General features: G+C 57.3%; 11 protein-coding genes and 2 rRNA genes. 7 read left to right on the forward strand and 6 right to left on the reverse strand.

Annotated elements, in window-relative coordinates:
• The first annotated feature begins 208 nt into the window (after positions 1-208).
• Together KTQ42_RS15795 and rrf are read left to right on the forward strand one after the other, a co-directional pair.
• Positions 209-3093, forward strand: a 23S ribosomal RNA gene (locus KTQ42_RS15795).
• 193 nt (positions 3094-3286) lie between these two features.
• A 5S ribosomal RNA gene (rrf, locus tag KTQ42_RS15800) occupies positions 3287-3399 on the forward strand.
• Positions 3400-3404: 5 nt separating this feature from the next.
• On the opposite strand, the gene KTQ42_RS15805 is transcribed toward rrf, so the two are convergent.
• A complete protein-coding gene (locus KTQ42_RS15805) occupies positions 3405-3677 on the reverse strand; it encodes a hypothetical protein (RefSeq protein ID WP_217346350.1) in 273 nt (90 codons plus the stop codon).
• Positions 3678-4343: 666 nt separating this feature from the next.
• On the opposite strand from KTQ42_RS15805, the gene KTQ42_RS15810 reads away from it, so the two are divergent.
• Positions 4344-4631, forward strand: a complete 288-nt coding sequence (locus KTQ42_RS15810) for an H-NS histone family protein (RefSeq protein WP_217346351.1) — start codon at positions 4344-4346, stop codon at positions 4629-4631.
• A gap of 1445 nt (positions 4632-6076) precedes the next feature.
• Positions 6077-6259: a hypothetical protein gene (locus KTQ42_RS15815; protein WP_217346352.1), complete on the forward strand. Its 183-nt coding sequence runs from the start codon at positions 6077-6079 to the stop codon at positions 6257-6259.
• Here KTQ42_RS15815 and KTQ42_RS15820 read toward each other — a convergent pair.
• Together KTQ42_RS15820 and KTQ42_RS15825 are read right to left on the reverse strand one after the other, a co-directional pair.
• Positions 6240-7379 carry a metallophosphoesterase gene (locus KTQ42_RS15820; protein ID WP_217346353.1) on the reverse strand — a complete coding sequence of 380 codons (1140 nt, stop codon included), beginning with the start codon at positions 7377-7379 and terminating at the stop codon, positions 6240-6242. The two genes, KTQ42_RS15815 and KTQ42_RS15820, sit on opposite strands and share 20 nt — an antisense overlap.
• A 113-nt stretch (positions 7380-7492) precedes the next feature.
• On the reverse strand, positions 7493-8374 hold the full coding sequence (locus KTQ42_RS15825; protein WP_217346354.1) for a D-hexose-6-phosphate mutarotase: 882 nt from the start codon (positions 8372-8374) through the stop codon (positions 7493-7495).
• Between the two features lie 158 nt (positions 8375-8532).
• Between KTQ42_RS15825 and KTQ42_RS15830 the strand changes: the two genes are divergently transcribed.
• Positions 8533-9243 (forward strand): Mut7-C ubiquitin/RNAse domain-containing protein, encoded by a 711-nt coding sequence (locus tag KTQ42_RS15830; protein WP_217346355.1) that lies wholly within the window; start codon positions 8533-8535, stop codon positions 9241-9243.
• A gap of 8 nt (positions 9244-9251) precedes the next feature.
• On the opposite strand, the gene KTQ42_RS15835 is transcribed toward KTQ42_RS15830, so the two are convergent.
• A complete protein-coding gene (locus KTQ42_RS15835; RefSeq protein ID WP_217346356.1) occupies positions 9252-10016 on the reverse strand; it encodes a universal stress protein in 765 nt (254 codons plus the stop codon).
• A gap of 149 nt (positions 10017-10165) precedes the next feature.
• Between KTQ42_RS15835 and KTQ42_RS15840 the strand changes: the two genes are divergently transcribed.
• A complete protein-coding gene (locus KTQ42_RS15840; RefSeq protein WP_217346357.1) occupies positions 10166-11116 on the forward strand; it encodes a sugar kinase in 951 nt (316 codons plus the stop codon).
• A gap of 25 nt (positions 11117-11141) precedes the next feature.
• On the opposite strand, the gene KTQ42_RS15845 is transcribed toward KTQ42_RS15840, so the two are convergent.
• Positions 11142-11597: an Hsp20/alpha crystallin family protein gene (locus KTQ42_RS15845; RefSeq protein WP_217346358.1), complete on the reverse strand. Its 456-nt coding sequence runs from the start codon at positions 11595-11597 to the stop codon at positions 11142-11144.
• Positions 11598-11833: 236 nt separating this feature from the next.
• Between KTQ42_RS15845 and KTQ42_RS15850 the strand changes: the two genes are divergently transcribed.
• Complete coding sequence (locus tag KTQ42_RS15850; RefSeq protein WP_217346359.1) at positions 11834-12481, forward strand: phosphoribosyltransferase family protein; 648 nt, start codon at positions 11834-11836, stop codon at positions 12479-12481.
• A 36-nt stretch (positions 12482-12517) separates the two neighbouring features.
• Here the strand turns inward: KTQ42_RS15850 and KTQ42_RS15855 are convergent, their stop codons facing one another.
• Complete coding sequence (locus KTQ42_RS15855; protein WP_217346360.1) at positions 12518-12967, reverse strand: CBS domain-containing protein; 450 nt, start codon at positions 12965-12967, stop codon at positions 12518-12520.
• Positions 12968-13058: the final 91 nt, after the last annotated feature.

Genomic DNA, 13058 nt, shown 5'->3' on the forward strand with positions numbered 1-13058 from the left:
TGCAATCAACAAGGCTGTATTCGTTCTTTAACAAAGTGGAAGAAGTAGTAAAGATCAATGTAATTCGCAATGCGAAGACAGTGAGCAGTCATGTTCATTGTAAGCAGCATTGCCGGGTTGTGATTGTATCGAAACAAACATGCATCAAATGAAACACAGCGCTTGCCTGTGACGTCTTTGGAGGTGACTCCAGAGGTCAACGTTATAGGGACAAGTGACTAAGTGCACATGGTGGATGCCTTGGCGATTACAGGCGATGAAGGACGCAGTAGCTTGCGATAAGCTGCGGGGAGCTGGCAAACAAGCTTTGATCCGCAGATGTCCGAATGGGGAAACCCGGCCCGCAAGGGTCATCACTCACTGAATACATAGGTGTGTGAAGCGAACGCGGCGAACTGAAACATCTAAGTAGCTGCAGGAAAAGAAATCAACCGAGATTCCCAAAGTAGTGGCGAGCGAAATGGGACCAGCCAGCAAGATTTAGCAGTCGTGATAGTGGAATGCTCTGGAAAGTGCAGCCGTAGCGGGTGATAGCCCCGTACGCGAAATCATGATTGTGGAACCAGGCTTGCGACAAGTAGGGCGGGACACGTGAAATCCTGTCTGAACATGGGGGGACCATCCTCCAAGGCTAAATACTCGTAATCGACCGATAGTGAACCAGTACCGTGAGGGAAAGGCGAAAAGAACCCCGGAAGGGGAGTGAAATAGATCCTGAAACCGTGTGCATACAAACAGTCGGAGCCCCTTCGTGGGGTGACGGCGTACCTTTTGTATAATGGGTCAGCGACTTACATTCAGTGGCAAGGTTAACCGCATAGGGAAGCCGTAGAGAAATCGAGTCCGAACAGGGCGACAGTCGCTGGGTGTAGACCCGAAACCAAGTGATCTACTCATGGCCAGGATGAAGGTGCCGTAACAGGTACTGGAGGTCCGAACCCACTAATGTTGAAAAATTAGGGGATGAGCTGTGGGTAGGGGTGAAAGGCTAAACAAACTTGGAAATAGCTGGTTCTCTCCGAAAACTATTTAGGTAGTGCCTCAAGTATCACCATCGGGGGTAGAGCACTGTTATGGCTAGGGGGTCATCGCGACTTACCAACCCATTGCAAACTCCGAATACCGATGAGTGCGAGCTTGGGAGACAGACGTCGGGTGCTAACGTCCGGCGTCAAGAGGGAAACAACCCAGACCGCCAGCTAAGGTCCCAAAGATTGGCTAAGTGGAAAACGAAGTGGGAAGGCTAAAACAGTCAGGAGGTTGGCTTAGAAGCAGCCACCCTTTAAAGAAAGCGTAATAGCTCACTGATCGAGTCGTCCTGCGCGGAAGATGTAACGGGGCTAAGCCAGTCACCGAAGCTGCGGATATGACGTAATTCATTACGTCATATGGTAGGAGAGCGTTCTGTAAGCCTGCGAAGGTGTCTTGTAAAGGATGCTGGAGGTATCAGAAGTGCGAATGCTGACATGAGTAGCGATAATGGGGGTGAAAAGCCCCCACGCCGTAAGCCCAAGGTTTCCTGTTCAACGTTCATCGGAGCAGGGTGAGTCGGCCCCTAAGGCGAGGCAGAGATGCGTAGCTGATGGGAAGCAGGTTAATATTCCTGCACCGTCGTGTGATGCGATGGGGGGACGGATCGCGAATGGTTGTCCGGGTGTTGGATGTCCCGGTTCTTGACTTGTAGAAGGCCCTTAGGCAAATCCGGGGGCGTAATTCAAGGGGTCGAGACCAGCGGCTTTAAGCTGCGAAGCAATCGGAAGTGGTTCCAAGAAAAGCCTCTAAGCTTCAGTCACACGAGACCGTACCGCAAACCGACACAGGTGGGCGAGATGAGTATTCTAAGGCGCTTGAGAGAACTCGGGAGAAGGAACTCGGCAAATTGGTACCGTAACTTCGGGATAAGGTACGCCCTGGTAGCTTGACTGGCCTGCGCCAGAAGGGCGACGGGGTTGCAATAAACTGGTGGCTGCGACTGTTTAATAAAAACACAGCACTCTGCAAACACGAAAGTGGACGTATAGGGTGTGACGCCTGCCCGGTGCTGGAAGATTAAATGATGGGGTGCAAGCTCTTGATTGAAGTCCCAGTAAACGGCGGCCGTAACTATAACGGTCCTAAGGTAGCGAAATTCCTTGTCGGGTAAGTTCCGACCTGCACGAATGGCGTAACGATGGCCACACTGTCTCCTCCCGAGACTCAGCGAAGTTGAAATGTTTGTGATGATGCAATCTACCCGCGGCTAGACGGAAAGACCCCATGAACCTTTACTGTAGCTTTGCATTGGACTTTGAACCAATCTGTGTAGGATAGGTGGGAGGCTTTGAAGCGGGGACGCTAGTTCTCGTGGAGCCAACCTTGAAATACCACCCTGGTTTGTTTGAGGTTCTAACCTTGGTCCGTTATCCGGATCGGGGACAGTGCATGGTAGGCAGTTTGACTGGGGCGGTCTCCTCCCAAAGTGTAACGGAGGAGTTCGAAGGTACGCTAGGTACGGTCGGACATCGTGCTCATAGTGCAATGGCATAAGCGTGCTTAACTGCGAGACTGACAAGTCGAGCAGGTACGAAAGTAGGACATAGTGATCCGGTGGTTCTGTATGGAAGGGCCATCGCTCAACGGATAAAAGGTACTCTGGGGATAACAGGCTGATTCCTCCCAAGAGTTCATATCGACGGGGGAGTTTGGCACCTCGATGTCGGCTCATCACATCCTGGGGCTGTAGCCGGTCCCAAGGGTATGGCTGTTCGCCATTTAAAGTGGTACGTGAGCTGGGTTTAAAACGTCGTGAGACAGTTTGGTCCCTATCTGCCGTGGGCGTTGGAAGTTTGAAGGGGGCTGCTCCTAGTACGAGAGGACCGGAGTGGACGAACCTCTGGTGTACCGGTTGTCACGCCAGTGGCATTGCCGGGTAGCTAAGTTCGGAAGAGATAACCGCTGAAAGCATCTAAGCGGGAAACTCGCCTTGAGATGAGACTTCCCGGGAGCTTGACTCCCCTAAAGGGTCGTTCGAGACCAGGACGTTGATAGGCTGGGTGTGGAAGCGCAGTAATGCGTTAAGCTAACCAGTACTAATTGCCCGTGCGGCTTGTCCCTATAACCTTGATGGTGCATAGCGGCGCTGTGTGGTGCGTGACGTTCCGATACTCACAACCTGCAAGACAAGACATTGATCGTTGCATCACCCCTGCGAAGTGCAGGAGCGATGCGGCTGCTTCTTCCCTTTGGGTTGGATGTGGCGTGTGCCAGGCGAGGAGCCGGCAGCGCGACAGACAACCGACAAGTCATGCCTGATGACCATAGCGAGTTGGTACCACCCCTTCCCATCCCGAACAGGACCGTGAAACGACTTTGCGCCGATGATAGTGCTGCAACCAGTGTGAAAGTAGGTCATCGTCAGGCTGTTATTAGAAAACCCCCGGCGCCAGCAGGCGTCGGGGGTTTTTGCTTTGGGCGACGGAAGCGCTGCGTTTGCTAGGACAACAATCCAGGAGCGCATTTTCAACTAGTTCTTGCTGCGCAATACGAGCCTTTTCCGCCCATGCATTTTTTAAAATGTCCCACCGTGCCGCAACTTCAACCAGCCGAGATAGGCCGCCAACTAAGTAATGGCAATCCAGTTTATAGCCGGCCTTAAAACCGTGCCTTGTTTGGTTTTGCTGCACTGGAGTCAGCCCCATTTGTTTGCCTATTGGCGCCTCACTTGTTTGCAGAGGGGCATCGACCGCTTGCCGGACTTGGTTACGTACACAGAAAGCGTGCTGCTGAACTCCCTTTACTGGCCCATTCCGTGCACCTGGCACTCGTTTGTCACATTCAAAATTGGCTCTTAAAACAACAAGCAAGAATAAAGAGCAATAGGAACTCGAAAAAGCTTCCAACAGGGTTTGCTTCTCGAAGTGGCTTTTGCATTCTGCTTTTTAAGACAAACCCGCTTAGAAGCAGCGTCACTATTCGCTAGGTGCTTGGGGAGTATGATCCCCGAACCTGAATGAGATTTGTATTTGCGATGCAACTCAAAACCTCTCCATTCACAGCAATATCTTCAACAATTCAATGTTGTCGTGGGCCTCAATACATCAGTAATAGTCTCCCCTTGCATGATATTGGCTAACTAGCCATCTGATAAACCGGGGAAGTTTCCCAGTCTCGCTTAACCGGTTGCACCAAAGAAGGCTTTTTATCGTCTGGCTCTGTAAATTTGATCTTTTAGGGCTAGGAAAATTACCTGAATATTCATGTAGTTTCTCCCAAGACGCAGCTTGTCAATAGTTTATTTATGGGATAGTCTTCCACCCACACAAGCACTTCCTTTCCTCTTCGTGATTTTTAAAGGACTTTATCTAATGGCAACGTTCAAAGAACTGCAAGACCAAATTGCTAAGCTCAAGCAAGACGCTGAAGAAGTTCGTTTGAAGGAGATCGGTGGTGCAATTGCGGAAATCAAAAATTTGATGAACGAGTACGGTATTACAGTTCAGGATCTTGAAAGTGCTGGACGCCGAAAGGGTAGTAAAGCTGCTGCACTCTCTAACGTCCAATTCAGGGACGATTCTGGAAATACCTGGTCCGGACGTGGGCGGATGCCTGCTTGGCTGAAGGGTAAAGACAAGGAAAAGTTCAGGGTCGACTGATTGGCAAGCGGCGCCAGATCTACCCAGCGCGGGAGAAAATTGCGCTCCCCCTCTTATACTTGACGAATCTTTTACAACACCTAGGTTTTCTTTATAGCCGCATGCTTGGCGGTACGCTCGCCAATGTAAAGAACCGTGTGTAAAAAATCTGTTGCTAGAACGCTTTCGCCAGAACCATTAGTTACACTGGCACAGTGATTCTGCAATAAATGGTTTGAAAGGTGTTTTGAATACAAAACCTAATTACCAATAGAAATTCTATTCGTACATTTTGAAAACAGGTGTCTTCCTAGCCACGCCACAAGCCGCAGCGTTCTTTCAGGCATCAACTCATAGCAGTTACTGTTGGCAGTTAACTCTATGCGGCCAACAAGAGTCATCCATCATTTATAAACCGCTCTATAGATGCTCCAAAAAGAAAGACCCGCAGCCAAAACGGCTGCGGGCTTCCCTGTCTCATCGCTTCCCACTGGGTATGGATTTTTGTAGGAGAGATATTGAACTCAATGAGCGCACATGTCTACATGCAGCGCAGCATGAGTGTTGGTCGATGCGTTATATCTATTTTAGGTTACATTCATTTCGGTTTGATTAGGTCCTGGCGTTCTTGAGAGGTAGGGGAGTCAAGGTCTGGTTGAGCAACATAAGATACGGAATCGAACCAAGTGATGCCTTAATAATTTCAGTAACAAGGAACTGTCTGCCAATAGCTAAAGCTTCTTTCCGAATGCATAGATTGCTTTGAGAAATGATTGCAGGAAATCTCACCTTTCAATGGAGCATGGGAGAGGGTAACGCCCGGTTTTTTCGGAAAACCGCTCATCTAGTAGTAGACAAAACATGCAGTTTATTGCATCATCCACGCACAAAAATCCATATCCAATGGGGTAGCCGAGAAGACAGAAAACCCGCGATCGCTGAGATCGCGGGTTTTGCTTTTCAGGGTACCTTTAAACCGAGACAATGCTTGTGCAAATGCACTGTCACACACAGGACCAACCGATCCCCGTCCATCAACCATGTAAGGCGGGGCGTTTTAAATGAGTGTAAATAACAGGCAAAAAAAACCCGCTGCACAGGTCAGCGGGTAAATCCATCCTTTGGGAGGGTGGAGGAGACAGGAAGGACTATAAGCAATTTCCCCGATTAAACAAAATTTCCAGTTTCAATACCAGTCATTCTTTCGCTGAATGATTGCGTTAGCCAAGCGCAGGGGCACTGGGAGGGAATTTTTCTTAAGGCAAAGAAAGTGACGCTTCAGCTTAGTTGCTCACTCGAAGCAGGATGTCTTCACCGCACCTTGATCTTGCCCGATATTTTTTGAAACACATACACTTGTCCCGTGAATCGGTATCATCGCGGTTCCTTCCTTTTCTGCTTCCGGATTTCTAACGACGGGTGGAATTTTTCCAGATTAAAAATTTAAAACCATGGTGAAAAGACAAATGGGGCTGACCATTATTCAATTGATGGTGCTTCTGCTGATCGCTGGCATCATCGGATCGCTGCTCTTGAAGGTCATCGTTGAGCATCGGTGCCAGAACGATCAGTCAGCATCTCTCTGCATCAGCCATCCAAGCGCCGCAGTGCTGGAAATGCCGCGGTGGTTCAGCAGGCGACCAGCTTGATCAGCGTAATTTCGGATGGTGCGCCGAACCGTTTCGGAGGTCCCCAGTAGCCGGTACCGCGACTGGTGTAGACCCAAAGTTGGCCTAGCCGGTGTAGCCCGGCGACAAAAGGCTGCTGCAGTTTTACAAAAAAGTTCCAAGGCATGAACTGGCCACCATGGGTGTGGCCGGACAACTGCAAATCGAAGCCGGCTTCAGCCGCCGCTGATGCGCTACGCGGCTGGTGTGCCAGCACTATCCTGACTGCGGCGTGAGACGGCGCACCGGCAATGGCAGCATGCGGGTCGCTTCGATGCGCGGGGTCGAAACGACCGGCGCTGTAATCGGTGACTCCGGCCACTACCGCAGTCGCCCCCTGATGGTCCAGCACCACATGGCTGTTGAGCAGTACCTTGATGCCCAGGCGGCGCAATTCGGCAATCCAAGCATGGGCGCCCGAATAATATTCGTGGTTGCCAGTGACGAAATAACTACCGTGGCGCGAGACCAATCCTTCCAGCGGTGCGACATGAGGCGCCAGTTCCCTTACGCTGCCATCCACGAGGTCACCGGTGATCGCAACCATATCGGGCTGCTGTCGGTTGACTGCAGCGACTATGCGCCGCAGATAGTCCCGGCGTATTGTTGGTCCGACATGGATGTCGCTGATCTGCACAATCCTGAATCCTTGCAGGGCAGGCGGCAGGTTCCTGATCGGGATGCTTACGCGGGCCACGGCCGCCGTCCGGCGCGCATTGGAAAAGCCGAGCAGCGTGATCAGGAAGCCAAGCACTGCAACCGTCAACGCGGACTGGTGTCGCCAGGTGGCCAGGTCCAGCCATCCCGGCCAGATGAAGTCAGCTGCCAGTGTGCCCAGCAGGGCCAGTTCCCGGATGAACGTCAGGATCAACAGCGTGGACGAGAAGCCCATGCCGGCCCATGCAAGCCAGGTGACTACACGCGTTGTCCGGTGCCCAAAGCCAGCCAGCCGCGAAGCCAGCCCTATACCCATGGGCATGAGCAGCACCGAGTTCAATAGCGCTAATGCCAGCGCTGACGACAATACCGGCCACTGGCCGAGTTCAGGCAGCAGACGCAAGGCAATCAAGCCATGCAGAAATAGCGACAGAAAACGCAGCATCGAGGCGAATCGTTCTCGTTGAAACCCTGCAGATGGGGCGAATGTGCACAGTTGCAAGACTAGTGCCGGAACGTATCACGGGCTACTGTGCACGCCAGCAAGCAGCCAGGTGCCTAAGCCAGGCTCAGACGCTGACTACCTTGCCAGACCGCGCCGGCGGGCAGCGTCACGGGTGCTGCCGCGCAGGCTGCCTCGACGCAGAGCATGTGTTGCCAGTCCTGATCGGGCATGTCCGGCAGAGCGCGCGCCTTCTCCGGGCCAGGATTCCAGACCACGGTGTCGGAAAAGCCCTGCTGGCTGATCTGCAGTGGCGCATGCCCTTGCTCTATCAATTGCAGGCTGGCAGGCGGCGCCATGTAGACCCGGTCAACTTCGCTTGAGATGGCCAGTTGCGCTTCCTCCTGCGTCTTGACGACGCAATGGTCGGTCGCATCCTGGTAGGACACATTTTGCAGGCCGAGCAGGCGGGTGTTGCGGATGTCGTCGACCCGCAGATAGGTATGCAGCGCGGTGCTGAAGGAAAACGGCTGGTCGCCGGTGTTGGCAACGGACAGGCGCACTTCCAGGCTGTCCGGTTCCTGGATCACGGTCAGGGTCGCAAGAAAGGGATATGGCCATTGCGCCAGGCTGGCCGGGTCGTCGCGCAGGGTCAGGACCACGGTGTTGGCGCTGCGCTCGGCAAGCTTCCACGGCAGGTTGCGGGCAAAACCATGCTTGACCAGCGGGCCGCGGTCGGAAAACTGCGGCAGGCAGACGGGTATGCCGCCACGTATCGGATCGGCGCGCTCTCCGGCCTGCCTGAGGCCGCCAGTAGTGGCGGACAGGTAAAGCCGTTCACGTCCGTCAGCCGGACGCCAGGACAGCACATGCGCGCCCTGGGCCGCGATAAAGGCCTGGCCTGCGTTATTGCCTGCAAGCCTGATGCCCGGGAAGCCATCCAGCAGATCGGGAAATGCGGCGAGGTCGGGAAATGATGGGGTCGGTTCAAGATGCAATCTCTTCTCCTGAATATGGGCGCGAAGGCGCGCGGTGGTCAGCTATCGATGCCGGGCGCACAGGATAGCAGCCGGCGGGCCGCACTGGTTCTGCGTCGGGGCAAGCAGCCTGCACGCGGCGCCTGTCGCTTGCAGCGTTGGATGCGATACTCCCGGCCATGGTCACGGCGACTTTCCATTTTCACGACGAACTCAATGAGTTTCTGCCGGCGGCACGCCGGCATCGGGCTTTCGCCACGCCCTGCGCCCGTGCCGCCACAGCCAAGCACATGATTGAAGCGCTGGGCGTGCCGCATACCGAGGTTGGACTGGTGAGGATCAATGAAGCCGATGCCGGGCTGGACCAGATGCTGCAGGAAGGCGACCGGGTGAGCGTCTTTCCCGGCAGTCTCCCGCCGCCGTCGCCGGTGCTGTTCGTGGCCGATGCCCATCTCGGCGGCCTGGCCCGCCTGCTGCGCATGGCGGGCTTCGATACGCTGTATGACAACGCTTTTCATGATGCCGAGATCGCATCCATCTCGGCCCAGCAGCAGCGCATCGTGCTCACGCGCGACCGCGATCTCCTGATCCGAAAGGAAATCCTGCATGGCTGCTATGTGCGCGCGCTCAAGGCGGAGCCGCAGGCGCAGCAGGTGCTGGCGCGTTATCGCCTGGCGCAACAGGCCAGGCCTTTCACCCTGTGCCTGCATTGCAATGCGCCATTGCGTCCGGTAGCCAAGAGCGAGGTGGAGGCAGGCCTGCCGCCGCAGGTGCGGGCGCTGCATCAAACGTTCCGGCGCTGCGATGTTTGCAAGCGCGTCTATTGGAAGGGCAGCCATTGGCAACGCATGGACAGCCTGTTGCGCCGCATCCTCGGGCAGCCTGATTGAAATTTTCTCTACCGATACAGCAGCGCGGCGATGCGCCCGGCCTCCAGAACGGTGCGCGTCGTTCCCTGATGCAGCACGTCCCTGAACTGCGGATGCACGTTCGCACCCAGCACCAGCAGATCGCTGCTGCGCGCATCCGCCAGCGCCAGCAGGGCATGTCCGGCATCGACATCCACGGTCTGCTGCACCAGGTCGACAGCGATGGCGTGGTGATGCAGATAGCGTGCAATGTCGGCTCCCGGCGCGGTTTCCTGATCCGGCGCGCCGACGGGGGAATTGACGACCGCTACCGTAACCTTGCCTGGCTGCTGCAACAGCGGCAAGGCCGCATGCACCGCCCTTGCGGCGATGCGGCTGCCGTTCCAGGCAACCAGGGGCTGGCGTGGCATGCCATGCAGATGCCCGCCCTGCGGCGCGATCAGCACCGGACAGGCGCTGTTCCTGGCAACGAACTCGCAGAAGTCGACATGCATGGCGGCATTCGGGTCGTCCGGTGGACGACGGCCGAGCACGATCAGGTCGCAGTAGCGCCCGCTGTCGCTCAGCATGGATGCCAGGTCGCCTTCCAGCGTTCTGGTCGCGAACGAGGCCACGCCGGCGCGCCGCATTACGCTATCAAATATCTGCAGGACTTCCGGCGCCTGCGCATCGGCACCGGAGGCTGCACCGATCAGATGCCCGCCCTGCGCGATGGCGATATCGGCGGCCAGCGCCACTGTCGCCGCCAGCAGAGGCGAATGGTCGAGATAGACGGTGATCACCCTGTAAGCCATTGCATGCTCCATGCCGGGACGGTATGCCAGCCTACGCCCGCGCTATCGGGCGCTGCATTGCGGCGAATCAAGGTTGCCGCTGCTTGCCTTGCGCGCATCGCCCCTGCATGATGACTGCCTGTCGTCCTGTCAGCAATGGGAGCCATTTCATGCCGCCCAAACAGCCCAAACTGATTTGCGTAGGAAATACCACGCTGGACCGGGTCTGGCTGATCGACCGTCTTCCTTCAGGCGGCGGCAAGTTTCCGGCACATGACTACCTGGAACTCGGCGGCGGCATGGCGGCCAATGCCGCCGTGGCCGTTGCCAGACTGGGCGGCGCATGCGCCTACTGGGGACGTGCCGGCGACGATAGCGCGGGCAGGGTCATGCTGGCGGAAATGTCCGCTTACGGCGTGGACGTCAGCCAGTTCAGGCTGATGCCCAATGCCAGGTCATCGGTGTCGGGCATCATGGTAGGCGGCGACGGCGAGCGCATGATCGTCAACTTCCGCGGCGAAGGACTGGATGCCGATCCCGGCTGGCTGTCGCTGGAAGAGCTTGCCGGCTGCGATGCACTGCATGGCGACGTGCGCTGGCCGGAAGCGGCAGCGCTCTGTTTCGCCGCGGCGCGCGCGCATCGCATCCCGACCGTGCTCGATGGCGAAATCGCCAGCGCCGAGGTATTCAGCGCGCTGCTGCCGCTGGTGGACCATGCGATCTTTTCCGAGCCCGGATTGCGCGCCTTCGCCGGCGGCCCGACCGATAGCGACGAGGCGCGCCTGGCCGCGCTGCAACAGGTGCGCCGCCTTGGATGCCGGGTCGCGGCAGTCACCAGAGGCCGCGACGGCGTGATATGGATGGACGAAGCCGGCGTGCATCGCCAGCCGGCCTTTGTGGTGGAGGTGGTCGATACCACCGGCGCCGGCGATGTCTTCCACGGCGCCTATGCGCTGTCCATTGCCGAAGGCAGCACGGTGGAGGCGGCAATGCGCTTTGCCAGCGCGGTGTCGGCGCTCAAATGTACCGGCAAGGGCGGCCGGGCCGCTATCCCGACACGGGAACGCACGCTGCAATTCATCAGGGAGCATGAAGGGGCTGGTTCGGCGCCAGCCCCGTGAAGCCACTGGCCTTCCTCGACACAGGTCAGCTGATGGAAAGATGCTTGGCGCCGCTGCCGCCGCCGCGCTTGGGCAGTGTCAGTTCCAGCACGCCGTTCTCGTAGCGCGCGCTGGCTTTTGCATCGTCGATCTCGCTGCCCAGCGTGAAGCTGCGCGACTGGCGGCCAAAGCTGCGCTCGCTGCGCACCACCGTCTCGCCTTCCTTCTCTTCCTTCTCGGAACGCGACTCGGCGCTGATCGAGACCTGGTTGCCTTCAATCGAGACCTTGATGTCCTCTTTTTTCATGCCTGGAATATCGGCCTTTACCGTATAGGCTTCCGGCGTTTCCGAGACATCCATCCGGATCGATGGCATGGACTGCCCGCCGCGTCCGAACGGTTGCATGCCGAACTGTTCGAACAACTCCTGCAGGCCGCCGAAGGGGCGGTCAAAACGGGTCAGGTCAGTAAAAGGATCGAAGCGTGTCAGTTTGTTCGCCATGATGTTCTCCTCGTTAATGCATAAGGGTTTCTGTTGAACACCGCATCCGCCTGCAATCGGCGGCGGCGGCGGATCGTGTCCGCTGCCTCGCCTCCAATATAGGTTCGGCGATGCCAAAATCAATTGGCGTGCATGCGTTCCGCTGGCACCTGAACGCTTGATCTGGCACAGGCCTGCGCCGTGCCGGCTCACTATGCTGAAATTTTCAGCGAGGAGCGCGGCCTGCCGCAATCGCCATGAAGCAAGGACGACTCTTTCATGACCGTGACGATGCCGCGCGCCAGCTTGCGCAGCATCTGCATCGTTACCGCGGCGGCAGGCCGCTGGTGCTGGCCATACCGCGCGGCGCGGTCCCGATGGGGCAGCGAATCGCCGGCGAGCTGCAGGGTGAGCTCGATGTGGTCCTGGTGCGCAAACTGGGCGCGCCATTCAGCGATGAATATGCGATTGGCGCTGTGGATGAAAGCGGCTGGGTGTATCGCTCGCCGCTGGCCGCGGCCGCTGGCGCCAACGAGGCCTATATCGAGCAGGAAACCAGGCGCCAGATGGCGCTGCTGCATCAACGGCGCGAGCGCTACACGCCATTGCGGCCCAGGGTCGATCCGGCCGGCCGCACTGTCATCGTGGTCGACGATGGCCTGGCGACCGGCGCCACCATGATTGCCGCCCTGCATGCGGTGCGCGCGGCCAGGCCGGCCAGGCTGGTCTGCGCGGTGCCGGTGGCCGCGCCCGACAGCCTGGCCAGGGTGCAAACACTGGCCGACGAGGTGGTGTGCCTGCATGCGCCCGAGGACTTCGCGGCGGTGGGGCAGTTCTATGACGACTTCGATGCCGTGGACGATGACGAGGTGGCGGCAATACTGTCCAGCCAGGGCGGCGCCTGAACCTTGCCCGATTCCCAGCCGTCCCTGCCGGCGGGCTTACTTGCGCAGCCGGCGCTCATGGGCCATCTGGCCCGACATCGCTTCGGTGATCAGCGACAGCTCCAGCGCCAGCAGCCGCACGATGTCGTCCGCCGTCACCATGCCGTACAGGGCGCCGTTTTCGCTCACCACGGGCATGCGCCGCACGCCATGGGTGCGCATCAGGCGCAGGGTTTCGACGAAGCCGGCATCTTCCTTCACCGATACCAGTGGCGTATTCATGATGTCGCCCGCGGTAAACAGGGTGGCGTCGAGCTGCAGTGCCATGGTTTCCACCACGATGTCGCGATCGGTGACAATGCCGACCGGCGTCCTTGTGCCCGAGCGCGTCTCCACGACGATCACGTCGCCCACATGGTTCTTGCGCATCAGCGCCGCCGTGTCAGGCAGAGAGAGTTCGGGGTCGCAGCAGACCACGTCGAGCTTGCAGCATTCATTGATGGGCATCTTGTTACTCCCGGCAGCCACCGTTTCGGCCATCTGGCAAGCCGCTGCTTGCGCCTATAATGCAGACGGATCCTGACGCCGATCCGGCTGG

Origin of the sequence: Noviherbaspirillum sp. L7-7A, assembly GCF_019052805.1 — a bacterium.
Taxonomy (GTDB): domain Bacteria; phylum Pseudomonadota; class Gammaproteobacteria; order Burkholderiales; family Burkholderiaceae_D; genus Noviherbaspirillum_A.